This is a genomic window from Ruthenibacterium intestinale (genome assembly GCF_040096265.1).
Classification (GTDB): Bacteria; Bacillota; Clostridia; order Oscillospirales; family Ruminococcaceae; genus Ruthenibacterium; species Ruthenibacterium komagatae.
In genome coordinates, this window is record NZ_JBBMFA010000116.1 from 1 (window position 1) to 16820 (window position 16820).

At 58.5% G+C, this 16820-nt stretch carries 13 protein-coding genes and 1 pseudogene; 12 read left to right on the forward strand and 2 right to left on the reverse strand.

Annotated elements, in window-relative coordinates:
* Nucleotides 1–76 precede the first annotated feature (76 nt).
* From WMO24_RS15315 to WMO24_RS15360, 10 genes and pseudogenes are all read left to right on the forward strand, one after another.
* Nucleotides 77–1600: pseudogene (locus WMO24_RS15315) on the forward strand (peptide ABC transporter substrate-binding protein); the annotation flags it as partial.
* Nucleotides 1601–1707: 107 nt separating this feature from the next.
* Nucleotides 1708–3372, forward strand: a complete 1665-nt coding sequence (locus WMO24_RS15320) for a peptide ABC transporter substrate-binding protein (RefSeq protein ID WP_349217251.1) — start codon at nucleotides 1708–1710, stop codon at nucleotides 3370–3372.
* Between the two features lie 91 nt (nucleotides 3373–3463).
* Entirely contained in the window at nucleotides 3464–4162 is a 699-nt protein-coding gene (locus WMO24_RS15325) for a FadR/GntR family transcriptional regulator (protein ID WP_349217252.1), read from the forward strand.
* A 260-nt stretch (nucleotides 4163–4422) separates the two neighbouring features.
* Nucleotides 4423–6141: a dihydroxy-acid dehydratase gene (ilvD, locus tag WMO24_RS15330; RefSeq protein ID WP_349217253.1), complete on the forward strand. Its 1719-nt coding sequence runs from the start codon at nucleotides 4423–4425 to the stop codon at nucleotides 6139–6141.
* 11 nt (nucleotides 6142–6152) lie between these two features.
* Nucleotides 6153–7235 carry a Gfo/Idh/MocA family protein gene (locus WMO24_RS15335; RefSeq protein ID WP_349217255.1) on the forward strand — a complete coding sequence of 361 codons (1083 nt, stop codon included), beginning with the start codon at nucleotides 6153–6155 and terminating at the stop codon, nucleotides 7233–7235.
* Nucleotides 7236–7247: 12 nt separating this feature from the next.
* Complete coding sequence (locus WMO24_RS15340) at nucleotides 7248–8120, forward strand: sugar phosphate isomerase/epimerase family protein (RefSeq protein ID WP_349217256.1); 873 nt, start codon at nucleotides 7248–7250, stop codon at nucleotides 8118–8120.
* Between the two features lie 75 nt (nucleotides 8121–8195).
* Entirely contained in the window at nucleotides 8196–9632 is a 1437-nt protein-coding gene (locus WMO24_RS15345) for a GntP family permease (protein WP_349217258.1), read from the forward strand.
* A gap of 107 nt (nucleotides 9633–9739) precedes the next feature.
* A complete protein-coding gene (locus WMO24_RS15350; protein ID WP_349217259.1) occupies nucleotides 9740–10525 on the forward strand; it encodes a hypothetical protein in 786 nt (261 codons plus the stop codon).
* 306 nt (nucleotides 10526–10831) lie between these two features.
* Entirely contained in the window at nucleotides 10832–12487 is a 1656-nt protein-coding gene (locus WMO24_RS15355; protein WP_349217260.1) for a peptide ABC transporter substrate-binding protein, read from the forward strand.
* Nucleotides 12488–12605: 118 nt separating this feature from the next.
* Nucleotides 12606–13274, forward strand: coding sequence for a hypothetical protein (locus tag WMO24_RS15360; protein WP_349217261.1), 669 nt, complete (start codon nucleotides 12606–12608; stop codon nucleotides 13272–13274).
* Here the strand turns inward: WMO24_RS15360 and WMO24_RS15365 are convergent.
* Complete coding sequence (locus tag WMO24_RS15365; RefSeq protein ID WP_349217262.1) at nucleotides 13246–13899, reverse strand: HAD family hydrolase; 654 nt, start codon at nucleotides 13897–13899, stop codon at nucleotides 13246–13248. The genes WMO24_RS15360 and WMO24_RS15365 overlap by 29 nt on opposite strands.
* A 136-nt stretch (nucleotides 13900–14035) precedes the next feature.
* Between WMO24_RS15365 and WMO24_RS15370 the strand changes: the two genes are divergently transcribed.
* On the forward strand, nucleotides 14036–15106 hold the full coding sequence (locus tag WMO24_RS15370) for a branched-chain amino acid aminotransferase (RefSeq protein WP_349217263.1): 1071 nt from the start codon (nucleotides 14036–14038) through the stop codon (nucleotides 15104–15106).
* Nucleotides 15107–15149: 43 nt separating this feature from the next.
* On the opposite strand, the gene WMO24_RS15375 is transcribed toward WMO24_RS15370, so the two are convergent.
* Complete coding sequence (locus WMO24_RS15375) at nucleotides 15150–15356, reverse strand: helix-turn-helix transcriptional regulator (RefSeq protein WP_349217264.1); 207 nt, start codon at nucleotides 15354–15356, stop codon at nucleotides 15150–15152.
* A 175-nt stretch (nucleotides 15357–15531) separates the two neighbouring features.
* Between WMO24_RS15375 and WMO24_RS15380 the strand changes: the two genes are divergently transcribed.
* Nucleotides 15532–16779 (forward strand): HlyC/CorC family transporter, encoded by a 1248-nt coding sequence (locus tag WMO24_RS15380; RefSeq protein ID WP_349217265.1) that lies wholly within the window; start codon nucleotides 15532–15534, stop codon nucleotides 16777–16779.
* The last annotated feature ends 41 nt before the right edge of the window (nucleotides 16780–16820 follow it).

The following is a 16820-nucleotide window of genomic DNA, read 5'->3' on the forward strand; positions in this document are numbered from 1 at the left end:
AGGATGCCTCCATTGCTGGCTGACTTCTCTCATGCCAGGGCCTGCAAACCATTTTGCGAAAAATACTTGACACTACCTTGGTCCCGACCCCGAGACCCTGGACCCCGCGCTGAACAGCACCATCGACGGCGGCGAAATGCTGATCCATTCCTTTGAAACCCTGCTGAACCTGAACGAGAACAACGAAGTCGTTCCCGGCCAGGCGGAGAGCTGGGACGTGTCGGAAGACGGTATGACCTGGACCTTCCATCTGCGTCAGGGCCTGAAATGGTCCAACGGCAGCGATCTGACCGCTGAGGACTTTGTCTACAGCTGGCAGCGTATGGCGGACCCCGCCACCGCAGCTCCCTATGCGGAGACTTTGCTGGGCATGGTGAAGAACTTCAACGAGATCACCACCGGTGCCATGGACCCCAGCGAGCTGGGCGTTTCCGCACCCGATGCGCAGACCTTTGTGGTGGAACTGGGCCAGCCCTGCACCTACTTTGACAAAATCGCTTCCTTCATCTCCGGCGCTCCTGTGAAAAAGGACGTCGTGGAAGCCAACGGCGACGCCTGGGCAGTGGATGTTTCCACTTACGTCTCCAACGGTCCCTTCTACATGACCGAGTGGGTGCCCGGCAGCCACATTGTCTATTCCAAGAACCCCAACTACTGGGATGCGGACTCCATCAAGCTGGACAGCATCCGCTTCCTGCTGATCGAGGACGAAAACGCCGCTTACTCTGCTTATGAGACCGGCGAGGCCCACATGGTCAAGAGCGTTCCCACAGAGGAGATCCCCAGCCTGAAGGACAGCGCTGACTTCCATGTAGACACCATCATGGGCACCTATTATCTGAGCGTGCAGACCCAGAAAGAGCCCCTGAACGATCCCAATGTGCGCAAGGCGCTGAGCCTGGCCATTGACCGCGACTATGTGGCCAACACCGTGATGCAGGGCACTTATACGCCGGCCGGCAGCCTGGTGGGCCCCGGCATCACCGATGCGGACGGCAGCACTCCCTTTGAAGATGTAGCCAACGGCGGCGAGCCCTATATCAGCACCGATCCCGCGGACTTTGAGGCGAATCTGGCCGAGGCCAAACAGCTGCTGGCAGACGCCGGCTATCCCAACGGCGAGGGCTTCCCTGTGATCGAGTATCTGACCAACGATGCAGGCTATCATCAGGCGGTGGCCGAGTACCTGCAGAGCGCCTGGGCAGAACTGGGCATCACGCTGGAAGTCAAAGTGGCTGAGTGGCAGAGCGTTACCGCAACCCGCCGCGCCGGCGATTTCGACATCGCCCGCAACGGCTGGAGCTGCGACTACAACGATCCCTCTTCCCTGCTGGACCTGTTCTACACGGGCAACGGCAACAACGACGGTCAGTACTCCAACGCGGAGTTTGACGCACAGATGGACATCGCGCGCAACACCAACGATGTGAACGAGCGTTTCACCGCGCTGCATGCCGCCGAGGACATTCTGATGAATGACATGGCCATGATTCCTCTGGCTTATTACAACGACTACTGGCTGCAGAGCGACGCAGTTGTCGGCAGCTGGCACTCTCCGTACGGTTACTGGTACTTCCAGTATGCAGATATCGTAGAGTAAGTCTTCTTTCAAAGCCGTCTCGTTCCGAGGCGGCTTTTTTTCTTGCATTGACGGGAGTTTTCGGTATAATAAAAATGGAGGATTTTATCAAATTCAAGGGGGATCTCATGAAACATCATCTGAAATGGATCGCGGCAGTTCTGGCGCTGAGCCTGAGCCTGACCGCTTGCGGCGGGGCATCGTCCTCGTCCGCGCCTTCATCCGAAGCCCAGGCGTCTGCTTCGGCACAAAAGCAGGCGGTGGTGCAGTTCGGCCCGGATCCGGATTCGCTGGACCCTGCGCTGAACAGCACGGTGGACGGCGCCGAAATGCTGCTGCATTCCTTTGAAGCGCTGACCCGTGTGGACCAGGAGGGACGGATTGTTCCCGGCCAGGCGGAGAGCTGGGAAGTGTCCGAGGACGGCATGACTTGGACCTTCCATCTGCGCCAGGGCCTGAAATGGTCCGACGGCAGCGATTTGACCGCCGCGGATTACGTGTACAGCTGGCAGCGCATGGCGGACCCCAATACCGCTGCGCCTTATGCTGCCACCGTGCTGGAAGCGGTGAAAAATTTTGAACCCATTTCCTACGGCGAGATGGACCCCGCCGAGCTGGGCGTTTCGGCCCCGGACGCGAACACCTTTGTGGTGGAACTGGAATATCCCTGCTCTTATTTTGACAAGGTGGTTTCGGTGATCGCCTCGGCGCCTGTGTGCCAAACCGTGGTGGAAGAGGCCGGCGAAGCCTGGGCTCTGGACCCGTCCACTTACGTGTCCAACGGCGCGTTTACCATGACGGAATGGGTGCCCGGCAGCCATATCACCTACGCCAAAAACCCCCACTACTGGGATGCGGATTCGGTGAAGCTGGACGGCCTCAAGTTCCTTCTGACCGCGGACGAGAACGCCGCGTATGCCTCGTATGAAACCGGCGAGGCGGATCTGGTGATCAGCGTTCCCACAGAGGAGATTCCCTCTTTGCGGGAGAACGCGGATTTCCACATGGAGCCCAACACCGGACTGTATTATCTGGTGTTCCAGACGCAGAAGGCGCCTTTTGACAATGCGGACGTGCGCCGGGCCCTCAGCCTGGCGGTGGATCGCAGCTATGTGGCGGAAAATCTGATGCAGAATACCTACAGCGCGGCGGGCAGCCTGGTGGGACCGGGTATTCCCGATGCGGACGGCGTCACTCCCTTCCAGGACAACGCCAATGGCGGCGAAGAGTACATCAGCACCGATCCCGCGGATGCGCAGGCGAATCTGGAGGAAGCCCGGCAGCTGCTGGCGGACGCGGGCTATCCCAATGGCGAAGGCTTCCCGGTGGTGGAATACCTGATCGTGGACTCCGGCTACAACAAAGTGCTGGCCGAGTATCTCCAAAGTGCCTGGGGTGAGCTGGGCATCACGGTGGAAGTGCGGGAAGCCGAGTGGCAGAGCCTGGTAGATTCCTACTTCAGCGGCGACTTTGACGTGACCTTCGCGGGCTGGAGCTGTGATTATGCCGATCCTTCCTGCCTGCTGAACCTGTTCTGCACGGAAAACGGCAACAACATCGGCCTGTACTCCAACCCGGAATACGATGCCTGCATGGAGACCGCACGCACCACCACCGACGTGGAGGAGCGCTTTGCAGCCATGCATGCCGCCGAGGACATTCTCATGGAGGACATGCCCTTCGTACCGGTGGCTTTCTACAACGACTACTGGATGCAGAGCCCGGATCTGACCGGGGTGTGGCATTCTGCCTCCGGCTACTGGTTCTTCCACACCGCGGATCTGGCGGCGTGACAAACCGGGCGGCGCCTTGCGTGCGCCGCCTCTTTATTGTATAATGAACACGCTGCATTGCAGCCTGGAGGGCGTTTGGGGAGGAAGTTATTTGTTCAGGGAAGTCAAACAGAACAACAAGCCGCTGCCGGTTCTGGCGGCGGATGAAATTACAAAGCTGATTGTGGACGGCGTCTTCAAACCCGGAGACCGGCTGCCCAATGAGTATGAGCTGGCTCAGCGCCTGGGTGTGGGCCGCAGCACCGTGCGGGAGGCCATCAAGCTGCTGGTCAGCCAGAACGTGCTGGAGATCCATCGGGGAAACGGTACGTTCGTGTGCGAACAGACCGGCGTGGCGGCGGATCCCCTGGGACTGAAGTTTATCCCCGGCAAGAAAAAGCTGGGGCTGGATTTGTGCGAGATCCGGTTCATGATCGAGCCGAAAATCGCCATGCTGGCTGCCCAAAACGCCACCCCGGAAGAGGTGGATCAGATGCAGGCACTGTGCGACGAGATCCGTGACCAGATTTATGCAGGGGAGAACTACGGCGAAAAAGACCGGGAGCTGCACACCCTGATCGCCACCTGTACGCGCAACAGTGTCATTCCCAACCTGATCCCCATTTTGAATGAGGCGATTCCCCTGTTCATCGACATCACCCGGCAGCAGGTGAAAATGGAGACCATTCAAACCCATCAGGCGGTGGTGGACGCCATCCGCGCCCGGGACCCGCAGGCTGCTTACGATGCCATGTGGCAGCATCTGGTGGATAACAAGCGGAGCATTGAGGCCATCCCCGACGATGTGTAAAACAAACTTTCAGACGGTCCTGCGCATTTATGCGCAGGACCGTCTTTTTTATTTGTGCATTCCCGCACGCGCCGGGGCATATTTTGTAGGGGAGACCGCTGAGTGGAACGCTTTTTCTGTGGTTTTCATAAAAACGGGATGGCGATTTTGTGACATTAACCAATTTTTTAAACGGAGCATTGACATTTTTCGAGGACATTGATATTCTAAGCCTAAAGACATAAGACGTCAGATGTCAGATGATAAGGAGAGAACGGTATATGTTTCGCAGTGAAGAAGTAAGAAAGCTGGCTCCGGAGATGGACCCGCTCCGCCTGGGAATGGGTTGGAAGCTCAGCGATCTGGATAAACCGAAAATTCTGGTGGAGAGCACCTTTGGAGACAGCCATCCGGGAAGCGCACATCTGCTGGAATTTGTGGACCTGGCCTGCCAGGGCGTGGCCGAAGCAGGGGGAAAAGCTGCACGCTATTTTTCCACCGATATCTGTGACGGACAGGCGCAGGGACACGACGGCATCAACTATTCTCTGGCCAGCCGGGACATGATCGCCAATATGGTGGAAATTCACAACAACGCGACGCCGTTCGATGCGGGTGTATTCATCGCCAGCTGTGACAAGGGGTTGCCGGGCCTGCTGATGGGCATCGGCCGCACCAATCTGCCGGCGGTGGTGGTCACGGGCGGCGTCATGGAAGCCGGTCCGGACCTGCTCACGCTGGAGCAGATCGGCGCCTACAGCGCCATGTGCCAGCGGGGCGAGATCAGCGAAGAGCAGCTGACCTATTACAAACACAACGCCTGTCCCTCCTGCGGGGCGTGCAGCTTCATGGGAACAGCGGGCACCATGCAGGTGATGAGCGAGGCTTTGGGTCTGGCGCTGCCCGGCTCGGCGCTGCTGCCGGCCACCTGCCAGGACCTGCGGGATGTGGCCCGCAAAGCCGGCCGGCAGGCCATGAAGCTGGCCGAGATGGGGCTGACTGCCCGGGACATCGTGACCAAAAAGAGCTTTGAAAACGCCATTATGGTGCACGCGGCCATTTCCGGGTCCACCAACGCCATTCTGCATCTTCCGGCCATTGCTCATGAGTTTGGCATTGAGATCGACGCGGATACCTTCGAGCGTATTCACAAAAACGCACATTACATTCTGGATGTTCGCCCTGCCGGACGCTGGCCTTCCGAGTATGTGTACTACGCGGGCGGTGTGCCTGCCATCATGGAGCAGCTGCGTGGTATCCTGCACCTGGACGTCCTGACCGTGACCGGCAAGACGTTGGGTGAAAATCTGGACGACTTGAAAAACAGCGATTATTACGAGACCTGCGCGTCCTATTTGAAAAAGACAGGGCTGAAGCGCGAGGACATTATCCGCTCCTACGACCAGCCCATCGGCGACAAGGGGACCATCGCCATCCTGCGGGGCAATCTGGCACCGGAAGGCGCGGTGGTAAAGCACTCGGTGGTTCCCGCCGAGATGCACCAGGCTGTTCTGCGGGCCCGTCCCTTTGACTGCGAGGAGGACGCCATTGCAGCGGTGCTGGCCCATGACATCCGGCCCGGCGACGCGGTGTTCATCCGCTACGAAGGACCCAAGGGCAGCGGCATGCCGGAGATGTTCTACACCACCGAGGCCATCTCTTCCGACGAGGAGCTGGGCAAGAGCATTGCGCTGATCACCGACGGCCGGTTCTCCGGCGCGTCCAAAGGGCCGGCCATCGGCCATGTTTCACCCGAGGCTGCAGAGGGCGGCCCCATCGCTCTGGTGGAAGAGGGCGACCTGATCCAGATTGATATTCCCGCCCGGGTGCTGGCCATTGTGGGCGTGAAAGGGGAGCGCAAGACCCCCGAGGAGATGGATGCCATTCTGACCGAACGCCGGGCAGCCTGGGAGCCCAAGCCGGCCCGCTACAAGAGCGGCGTTTTGAAAATTTACTCGGAACACGCGGTCGGCCCCATGAAGGGCGGCTATATGAAATAAGGAGAGAGAGCATGGAACAGTTGAAAACAGGAATCATCGGCTGCGGAAAAGTGGGCGATTTCCACGCGAAAGCGTATGCCAACCTGCCCAACAGCGCGTTTACGGCGGTGTGCGATGCAAACCGGGACCGGGCTGAGGCGTTCGCCGCCCGCTACGGTGTAAAAGCGTACACCGATGTAGAGCAGATGTGCCGCCAGGAGCATCTGGATGTGGTCAGCGTGTGCACGCCGCATCCGCTGCATGCCAATCCGGCCGTGACGGCCGCCAACTGCGGCTGCAACGTGCTGGTGGAAAAGCCGCTGGCTTCCAGCCTGGCGGACTGCGATGCCATCATCGAGGCGCAGGACCGCAACGGTGTGACCGTGGGAACCATGGTGCAGCGCCGGTTCTATCGCCCCTGCATGCGCATCCATCAGGCCATCGAGGACGGAAAACTGGGCCGCCCGGTGCTGGGCATGGTGACCATGCTTGGCTGGCGGGACGAGGCCTATTACAACAGCGATCCCTGGCGCGGCACCTGGGACGGCGAGGGCGGCGGTGTTCTGGTGAACCAGGCGCCCCATCAGCTGGACCTGCTGCTGTGGTACATGGGCGAGGTGGATGAGGTGTACGGCGTGTGGAAAAACCTCAACCATCCTTATATTGAAGTGGAGGACACGGCCGTGGCCGTGGTCAAGTTTAAAAACGGCGGCGTGGGCAACATTGTGGTCAGCAACAGCCAGAACCCTGCCCTGTACGGAAAAGTGCACATCTTCGGTGAAAACGGCGCGGCGGCAGGCGTGCAGACCGACGGCGGAGCCATGTTCATCGCGGGTATGTCCAGCATCACCGAACCGCCGGTCAACGACTTGTGGACGGTGCCGGGCGAGGCGGAAATGCTGGATGCGTGGAAGAAGGCGGACAGCGACTTCTTCAACAGCGTGGACTCCATGTACTATTATCACAACGAACAGATCAAAGACTTTTTGAACGCAGTGCAGACGGGCACGAAGCCTCTGGTGGATGCCCGGGAAGGCCGCCGCACGGTGGAGCTGTTTACAGCCATCTACCGCAGCACCAAAGACAACTGCGTTGTGAAATTTCCGCTGAAATAAGGAGGAAAGGCCATGCTTGTATCGTACAACGAGGCCTGCGCCAAAGATTGTTCCACTCTGGAAAAAGACCTGGAACTGTGTGAAAAAGCGGGCTTTGACTGCATTGAGATCCGTCTGGATATGTTGACGGATTATCTGACACGGCACACCGTGGAGGAGCTGGCGTCGTTTTTCAAAACCAGCCGCCTGCGGCCCCATGCCTTCAATGCGCTGTACTTATATCCCGAATTTCTCAGCGAACGGGACGACGCGGAAAAACAGGCGGCGCTTCTGGCCGAGTTTCGGCTGGGCTGCGAAGTGGGCAAGGCCATCGGCAGCCATTACTTCATCATTGTGCCGCCGCTTCAGCGCGACCCGCTGGGCGGACCCTTTGTGGGGACCCGGGAGGAGACCTTTGAAAACTGCGTGCGCATCCTGAAAAAGCTTTCGGAGCTGGCCCGCCCCTACGACATGAACCTGTGCTTCGAGCTGGTGGGCTTTGAGCGTTCCAGTGTGCGCAGCGTTGCCGAGGCAGACGCCATTGTCCGTGCGGTAGACCGGGACAACGTGGGATTTGTGTTTGATTCGTACAACATTTTCCTCAACGGAGGCTGCAACGATTTTTCGGCCATCGGCACCGTGCAGCCCGAAAAGATTTTCGCCGCGCACCTGATGAGTGCCGACGATGTGCCCGAGGACCAGCGCGGTCAGGACAAACGCTGCTTCTGCGGCTCCGGCGCGGTGGATACCGACGGTTTCCTGCAGGCGCTGAAAGCCGCGGGCTACAAGGGCATCGCCTCGGTGGAGACCTTCCGCCCGGAGTACTGGCAGAAAACGCCGGAATGGGTGATCGAGAACGCCTGGCGCACCACGCATCACGCGCTGGAAGCCAACGGCTGTCTGTGATCGGTTGTTTTTTCGATATTTTCCGCCGGCAGAGAAGCGAAACCTTAAAAATCCAATCAGATCAGGAGGAATCTTATGTCACCACTCGCATTTGTGGGCATGCTGATCGTTGCGATCATCATCCTCACCGTATTGACGCTGAAGTTTAAAATGCATCCGGTCATGGTGCTGTTCCTGACCGCCACGTTCTGCGGCCTGGCATCCGGCAAGGGCCTGGTCGATACCTTCAGCTCCATCACAAGCTATTTCGGTTCCACGCTGGGCAGCATCGGCGTCATGATTATTTTCGGCGCCGTTATTGCGGCCGGTATCAGTGATACCGGCGCGGCCACCAGCATGGTCAACTTCTTCATTCGCAAATTCAAGGGCAAACGTCTGGAACTGGCTCCGGCGCTGACGGGCTTCATCATGAGCATCCCCGTGTTCGGCGACATTGCCATCATCCTGAACGCTCCCATTTCCGCCATTTTGGCAAAGCGCAAAAAAATGAGCATGACGCAGGTCGCGCCGTTCGTCAACCTGGGTCTGACGCTGACCCACGGCCTGGTGCCTCCCACACCCGGTATCCTGGCGGTGTCTGTGCTGCTGGGCGCTGACATTGGCACCGTGATCCTGTGGGGCCTTGTCTGCTCGGTGGTCTCCCTTGCGGTGTGCTATTTTGTGCTGTCTCCCATTTATGCAAAGTGTGAATACATTGAGCCGCTGGCTTCCTACACCGAGGGCATCGAGTCCGTGGAAGAGGGCTCTTCCGTGGATGCACTGCTCATCCGTGAGGACAACACTCCCAGCGCAGGCGCTTCCTTCCTGCCGCTGCTGCTGCCCGCCGTGATGATCGCCGTGGGTTCCATCGGCAAACTGTTCGCAGAAGAGGGAAGCGGCGCTTACACCTTCTTTGATACCTTCGGAAACACTGTTCTGGCCCTGTTCTGCGGCATTATCGCTGTGGGCCTGCTGGTGGCCGGCCGCAAGAAAAAGGTTGTGGACAAAGCCAATCAGGACGGCAACGGCTGCGCGCTGACGGAAAAGAGCAGCTGGTTTGAAATCGTCATGAACAACTGGGTGGGCCGCGCACTGAACATTGCCATCAGCGCTCTGCTGATCACTGCAATGGGCGGCGCAATGGGCGGCATCCTGCGTGAGAACGAGGCCATTCAGACCATCGGCAATGCCATTGCCAATACCAACTTCCCGGCGATTCTGGTTCCCTTCCTGCTGGCTGCTATCCTGATGACGGTCTGTGGCTCCATGACCACTGCGTCCATGACCGCTGCCGGCCTGATGGCCGCGCTGATTCCGGTTCTGGGCATGAGTCCGGTGGTGGCTTCTCTGGCCATCGGCGCCGGTTCCATGGTGGGCTGGCACGTAAACAACAGCGGCTTCTGGATCTTCACCTCCCTGTACGGCTTTGACACCAAGCAGGGCCTGAAATACTTCACGACCACAAACGCTCTGGGCGGCATCGTGGCGTTTGCCATGCTGGCTGTGCTCACGCTGTTGGGCGTTGTGGCCTGACCAAAGCAACAAAAACCGCGCAGCTCTGCCGGCATACCCTTGCGGTCCGGGGATTTTCCCCGGGCCGCAGTGTGCCTCCCAAAGCGCGCGAGAAGGAGCGAGAAAACATGATCAACGCGTTTGCAAAAAGCCGCCGTGCGGCTTGGCTGGGCGGCGCGCTGCTGGGGGCAGCTGCGGGCGCAGCGACCTGGTTTTGGGCCGGAACCGGGCAGAATACGTTCACCCATCTGCTGCTGACGGCGCTTGCTGCCTTTGTGGGAGTTAACATCGCGCTGTATCTGGCCAGAATGATCGCCACCCGGGAGTATCAGTCCCGCCTGTTGCTCTTATATGAGCAGTTGGACCCCAAAGCGTTTTTGGCGGCCGCCGAACCTTTGAAAAACGCCCCGATGAACGCCGGGCCGCGCAGCACGCTGCTGGTGCATTTGGCCAATGGCTGGCTTTACGCCGGGCAGCCCGATCGGGCGCTGGAAATTCTGAACGAAATTCCCACCGGCCCGAAAACACCGGAGACAAAAGGCCTTGTGCTGGGCAACCAGGCCACCTGCTGGCTGGCCCAGGGCAATCCGGACAAAGCGCAAAGCTGTATGGATGAACTGCGCCGCCTGGTGGATTCCGGTGCCTGCGGCAAGGATTTTTCTGCAAAAGCGCGCCATACACTGGCCTATCTGGAGTTGTGCCTGGCCATTCACAGGGGAAAACGTGTGAATCTGCAAGCGATGGAAAAGGATTTTGAAACCAGCCGCTCGCCTTTTCACAAGTTGGACGTGCAGTACCGCCTGGCGCTGGCTGCCCGCCGCTGCGGAGACGCAGAACGATGTGCCCGTGCGCAGGAGTATGTATCGAACTTCGGGCAGAAAACAGCCTATCCTGTTCTGCTGAACGAAAAATAAAATGTACACAAAAAGCCGTCCTTTGGGACGGCTTTTTGTCGTTTGCCGGGAAACGTCTGCAAAAACTGTATCTTACAGAAATACAGTTTCATCAAAAAGTGTGAAATTTATCAGAAAAAACAGAGAAATCAGAAACAATTTTCAGATATTGTATGTTTAATATATACAATCTTTGTTCCAAAATGGTGACAATCAAAATAAAACTCTTCCAATTCAGCGTATGAAAGCTATAATAGAAAGTACACCTCTCCCATCTAAAACGGCGAGGATAGAGAAAAAGGAAAGTAGCAAGAGGAGGAGTTACCAATGAAAAAATTAGCAGCTCTGTTGGCTTGCGTCCTGGCTTTGAGCCTGGGCCTGACCGCCTGCGGCGGCTCCAGCGCATCCGGCAGCACCACCAGTGCAGCCGCGACGTCCGGCGAGAAACAGCTGGTTGTCCAGCTGGGACCGGACCCCGAGACCCTGGACCCTGCGCTGAACAGTGCCATCGACGGCGCCAACATGATTCTGTTTGCCTTTGACACCCTGCTGGGTGTGGACGAGGACCTGAACGTGGTTCCTGCCCTGGCAGAGAGCTGGGAAGAGTCCGAAGACGGCATGACCTGGACCTTCCATCTGCGCGAAGGCCTGAAATGGTCCGACGGCAGTGAGCTGAACGCGGAAGACTTTGTCTACAGCTGGCAGCGCATGGCGGACCCCGAGACCGCGGCTCCCTATGCGGAGACCGTTCTGGGCATGGTGAAAAACTTCAACGAGATCTCCACGGGTGAGATGGAGCCCAGCGAGCTGGGCGTTTCCGCACCGGACGCGAACACCTTTGTGGTAGAGCTGGGCCAGCCCTGCACTTATTTTGACAAAATCGCTTCCTTCGTGGCTTCCAGCCCTGTGCAGCAGGAGACGGTCGAGGCCAACGGCGACGCATGGGCCGTTGATCCTTCCACCTATGTTTCCAGCGGTGCGTTCATGATGACCGAGTGGGTGCCGGGCAGCCACATCACCTACACCAAGAACCCCAACTACTGGGATGCGGACTCCATCAAGCTGGACAGCATCAAATGCCTGCTGATCGAAGACATGAACGCCGCTCTCTCTGCTTATGAGACCGGCGAGGCTCTGATGATCAAATCCGTTCCCACCGAGGAAATGGCCAGCCTGGAAGGCCGCGACGATTTCTATGTCGATCCGCTGCTGGGCACCTATTACATCAGCCTGCAGACCGAGAAAGAGCCCTTCAACAACCGTGACGTGCGCGAGGCTTTGAGCCTGGCCATCGACCGCGATTATGTGGCCAACACCATCATGCAGGGCACTTACAGCCCCGCCGGCAACCTGATCGGACCGGGCATCACCGATGCGGACGGCAGCTCCTTCATGGAGAATGCCAATGGCGGCGAAGAGTACATCAGCACCGATCCTGCGGACTTTGAGGCCAACCTGGAGAAAGCAAAACAGCTGATGGCGGACGCCGGCTATCCCAACGGCGAAGGCTTCCCGGTCATCGAGTACCTGGTAAACGATCAGGGCTATCACAAAGCGCTGGCCGAGTACCTGCAGAAGGCTTGGGGCGAGCTGGGCATCACCATGGAAGTGAAGACTGCTGAGTGGCAGAGCGTGACCGCTACCCGCCGCGCCGGCGACTTCGACACCGCCCGCAACGGCTGGGTCTTCGACTACAACGATCCTTCTTCCATGTTTGACCTGTTCTACACCGGCAACGGCAACAACGACGGCAAATATTCCAACGCCGAATACGATGCACAGATGGATATCTCCCGCACCACCACCGATGTGGAAGAGCGCTTTGCCGCTCTGCACAAAGCGGAAGACATCATCATGGCTGACGCGGGCATGATCCCTGTCGCGTTCTACAATGACTACTATCTGCAGAGCGACAAGATCACCGGCAGCTGGCACTCTCCGTACGGCTACTGGTACTTCCAGTATGCGGACATTGCCGAATAATTTTCCAAAACAGAACCCGGCAGCTTGGCTGCCGGGTTTTTTTGTGCAGAACGGAACGGTGTGGAAAAACAGGGGCAAATCCTGTATAATGGCAGGGAAACGGAAGGGAGGCCCCAAAATGAATTTGAAACAACGTCTGGCAGTGTGTGCGGGCGCCCTGTTGGGCGCGGGTGTGCTGTCGGTGCTGATCTGTCCGCTGCATCTGCCCGCCGGAAAAGTGTGTCTGACAGCCTCCCTGTGGGCGGCCTGCGCGGCATCTGCGGGCCCCTGGGCGGCAGATGCCCGGGCGAAAAGCCGCCTGGTGCGTGTGGGTGCGGCTGCGGTATGCACCGGATACGGTCTGCTGGCGCTGGTGGGCGGCTGGGGTCTGGCCCGTGTGCTGCCGGAAAATGCTTCTGCATTGCTTTTGTTCCATCTGCTGTGTCTGGCCGGCGCGGCAGTGTTCCTGTTTGTACTGGTCAGCACGGCGCAGGGAATCCGCCGGGGAAGAGAACTGGAACAGCAGTTCCCGTCGGCCTGGAGCCCGCTGTTTGAGCGGGCGGGCGCCTGCCTGGGCCGTGCCCGGGGCGAGGAACGCCCCCCGCTGGAGCGCCTGTGCGCAGCGCTTCGCAAAGCGGAAGAAGAGGGAAAAGACGCGCTGGAAAACGAGTTTGCGGACTTGCTGGAGCAGCTGGAAGAAACCATGAAAAAACCGGCTGACCCCCAAAGGGCCGACCGGCTGAAAAATTTGTGCGAAGAAGCCTGCTGGCTGGCAGGCCTCACAGGTCCTGATCCAAAAGAGGAATAACTTCCCGCAGGCTGGGTACAATGCAGCGGCAAAGCCGCTCCATCTCCGGCGTGGCGGGGTCCATGTTGGGGACCATCACCGTAATACAGCCTGCCGCTGCACCGGCGCGCACCCCGTTGTAGCTGTCCTCCAGAACCAGGCAGGCCTGGGGCGGAATGTTCAGCTGTCTGGCGGCCGTCAGGTAAATATCCGGCGCGGGTTTGGAGCGGCGTACCATGTCCCCGCACACCAGTTCGCTGAAAAAGTCCCGGATGCCTGCCACCCGCAGGTTGTTTTCCACCAGAGAACGGTGAGTGGAGGAGACCACCGCCATGGGAACGTTTCGGCTGCGCAGCGCTTCCAGAAGCTCTGTCAGGCCCGGCATCAGAGGAACGCTGCGGGCCAGAAGCGCGGTCAAACGGCCGACCACCGCGTCGCACATCGTGTCAAAGGGCACATCCGGCCCGAAGCGCTTCAAAAAGGCGGCTCTTCCGCCTGCCCGGTTGCGTCCCCGCAGAAGCGCGGTGTCCGCCGGGGTGATGGTCAGCCCGTATCGGGCGCCGATTTCGCACCAAATCTGGTCCGAAAGGCGTTCCGTGTCGATCATCAGCCCGTCCATATCAAATAAAACTGCCTGTATCTGCATCTTTTTCTTCTCCCTGTATGATTGGTGGTTTCATTATATCATAAATATCTGCGATTTTTGTGTGTTTTCTCTTGTAATATGAGACAAACCGCGCTAAAATGAGTTTAATCGTTAAACAGAAAAAGAGGGGAACCATATGTTGGATATCAAAGTGACGAGAACACAGACGCCGAAGGCAAAGCCGGACCAGACCAAGCTGGGCTTTGGCACCTATTACACCGACCACATGTTCGTGATGGATTATACCGAGGGACAGGGCTGGCATTCGCCCCGCATCGAGCCGTATCATCCCATTTCGCTGGACCCGGCGGCCATGGTGTTCCATTATGCACAGGAGAGCTTTGAGGGCATGAAGGCCTACCGCACGGCGGACGGCCGTGTGCTGCTGTTCCGCCCGGAAAAGAACGCCGCGCGGCTTCAGTCCACCCACAAGCGTCTGTGCATCCCGGAGATCCCGGTGGAAGACTTTGTGCAGGCGGTGCGTGCGCTGGTCCATGAGGACAAGGACTGGGTGCCCAGCGAGCCGGACACCAGCCTGTATCTGCGCCCCTTCACCATTGCCACCGAGGCACACCTGGGCGTAAAACCCAGCAACACCTATCAGTTTATCATCATCGCTTCGCCCTCCGGTGCGTACTACGAGGAAGGCATGAGCCCGGTGAAAATTTACGTAGAGGATGAATATGTGCGCGCCACACCCGGCGGCACGGGCTTCATCAAATGCGGCGGCAACTACGCGGCCAGCCTGGCGGGCCAGGTCAAGGCCCACGAGTTGGGTTACAGCCAGGTGCTTTGGCTGGATGGCGTGGAGCGCAAATACGTGGAAGAAGTGGGCAGCATGAACTGCTTCTTCAAAATCGACGGCGTCATCCGCACAGCGCCCTGTGTGGGTACGGTTCTGCCCGGCATCACCCGCATGAGCTGCATTGAGCTGCTGCGCAAGTGGGGCTATGAAGTGGACTGCGAGACCCGCCTGCCCATTGCCGACGTGATGGCGGCTGCCAAGAACGGCACGCTGGAAGAGGTGTTCGGCACCGGTACGGCCGCAGTCATCAGCCCTGTGGGCGAATTGCGGTATGAGGGCGAGATCGCCACGGTGAACGGCTTCCAGACCGGCCCTGTGACGCAGCGCCTGTACGACACGCTGACGGGCATCCAGTGGGGCAAAATCCCCGACGAGATGGGCTGGACCCAGGAAGTGGAATAAAAATCAAAAGGCCGGCTCAGCAAGCGCTGAGCCGGCCTTTTTCTCAGTCAAAGACAAAAAGCTCTTCGATGGGCGCCTCTACAGCCCGGGAAAGGTCGATGGCAAGTTTCAGGGAAGGATTGTACGGGGCTTTTTCCAGGCGCACGCCCACCTTTTCCGCCAGCTGTTCCTGGGTAAAGCCCTTGATTTGCCGGTACTTCAGCCATGGCTTACTCCTCGGTTTGGCCGCAGCGGTAAAGCAGATATTCATAGAGGAACATTCTCAGCGCCAGCAGCTGGCCGGATTTTGGGTGCCGGTTTGCATTTTTACACGCATTTTGTTATCATAATAAAGTATACGAGCGCCCCGACCGGGGCGTACCATCCTGAATTTTTATAGGAGTGATGATTGTTTGGATAACCCTGGCCCTAGTATACTGGCGTTTATGATTTTGCTGATTTTTTCCGCGTTTTTCTCCGCCAGTGAAACTTCGCTGTCGTCCATCAACCGGGTGCGCATGAAGACCCGCGCCGAGGACGGTGACAAAAAAGCCCGCAAAGTTCTGGATCTGGCGGATGACTATGACCGCACCCTGTCCACCATTCTCATTGGCAACAACGTGGTGAACCTGGCGTCTGCGTCCATCTCCACGGTGCTGTGCACCACCCTGATGGGAGCCAACGGCGCCGTAGTTGCCACAGGCGTGACCACTGTGCTGGTGCTGATCTTTGGCGAGATTTTGCCCAAGAGTCTGGCAAAGGAGCGGCCGGAAAAATTTTCGCTGATGTTCGCCCCGTTTTTGAGCTTCATCAAAACGGTATTGACACCGGTGGCTTGGGTGTTTGTGCAGATCAAGCGCCTGCTGACGGGCCTGCGTTCCAATGAATTGAACGTGCAGCCCAGCGTGACCGAGGAAGAATTGAAGGTCATCATTGACACCGTTGAGGAAGAAGGCGTGCTGGACCGGCAGGAGACAGACATCATTCAGTCCGCCATTGATTTCGACAACATCACCGTGCAGGACATTCTGGTGCCCCGTGTGGACATCGGGGCCGCTTCGCTGGACGATCCCCCCGAGGAGATCCTGAAGCTTTGCCTGCAGGGCGGTCACTCCCGCATTCCGGTGTATGACGGAAGCATTGACCACATTGTGGGTGTGCTGCACGCCCGGGATCTGCTGGCATGCCTGTCCCGCGGAGAGACCATTGACCCCCGCAAGCTGCGCCGGGACGTGCTGTTTGTGTACCGCACCAAGCGCATCAACGAACTGCTGGCGGAACTGCGGCGCGAAAAACAGCACATGGCCATTGTCACCGATGAACACGGCGGCACCCTGGGCCTTGTGACCATGGAGGATATTCTGGAAGAGCTGGTGGGTGAGATCTGGGACGAGTCCGACGTGGCGGAGCAGGATATTCAGCCCCAGGGCGACAACATCTGGCAGGTGGCCGGCGACGCGAAAATGGAAGATTTGTTCGAGGCCATGGATTACGAGGACAAGGACTTCGAAGACGATTATTCCACCGTCAGCGGCTGGGCGCTGGATATGTTCCAGCACATTCCCGAGGAAGGGGAAAGCTTCACCTGGAAACGCCTGCATGTGCGGGTGGAAAAAATGGACGATCAGCGCATTGAATGGCTGCGCGTCACCTTGATGAACGAGGACCCCACCGGGGAAAAAAGTGATTCATAAAAGCATCTCCCGGCCGGAATCATCCGGCCGGGAGATGTTTG

Bases quoted from the DNA above. Each gene is read 5' to 3' on its own strand.
- WMO24_RS15320 (WP_349217251.1), top strand. From the start codon at position 1,708: ATGAAACATCATCTGAAATGGATCGCGGCAGTTCTGGCGCTGAGCCTG.
- ilvD (WP_349217253.1), top strand. From the start codon at position 4,423: ATGTTTCGCAGTGAAGAAGTAAGAAAGCTGGCTCCGGAGATGGACCCG.
- WMO24_RS15370 (WP_349217263.1), top strand. From the start codon at position 14,036: ATGTTGGATATCAAAGTGACGAGAACACAGACGCCGAAGGCAAAGCCG.
- WMO24_RS15340 (WP_349217256.1), top strand. From the start codon at position 7,248: ATGCTTGTATCGTACAACGAGGCCTGCGCCAAAGATTGTTCCACTCTG.
- WMO24_RS15360 (WP_349217261.1), top strand. From the start codon at position 12,606: ATGAATTTGAAACAACGTCTGGCAGTGTGTGCGGGCGCCCTGTTGGGC.
- WMO24_RS15380 (WP_349217265.1), top strand. From the start codon at position 15,532: ATGATTTTGCTGATTTTTTCCGCGTTTTTCTCCGCCAGTGAAACTTCG.
- WMO24_RS15335 (WP_349217255.1), top strand. From the start codon at position 6,153: ATGGAACAGTTGAAAACAGGAATCATCGGCTGCGGAAAAGTGGGCGAT.
- WMO24_RS15355 (WP_349217260.1), top strand. From the start codon at position 10,832: ATGAAAAAATTAGCAGCTCTGTTGGCTTGCGTCCTGGCTTTGAGCCTG.
- WMO24_RS15350 (WP_349217259.1), top strand. From the start codon at position 9,740: ATGATCAACGCGTTTGCAAAAAGCCGCCGTGCGGCTTGGCTGGGCGGC.
- WMO24_RS15375 (WP_349217264.1), bottom strand. From the start codon at position 15,356: ATGAATATCTGCTTTACCGCTGCGGCCAAACCGAGGAGTAAGCCATGG.
- WMO24_RS15365 (WP_349217262.1), bottom strand. From the start codon at position 13,899: ATGCAGATACAGGCAGTTTTATTTGATATGGACGGGCTGATGATCGAC.
- WMO24_RS15345 (WP_349217258.1), top strand. From the start codon at position 8,196: ATGTCACCACTCGCATTTGTGGGCATGCTGATCGTTGCGATCATCATC.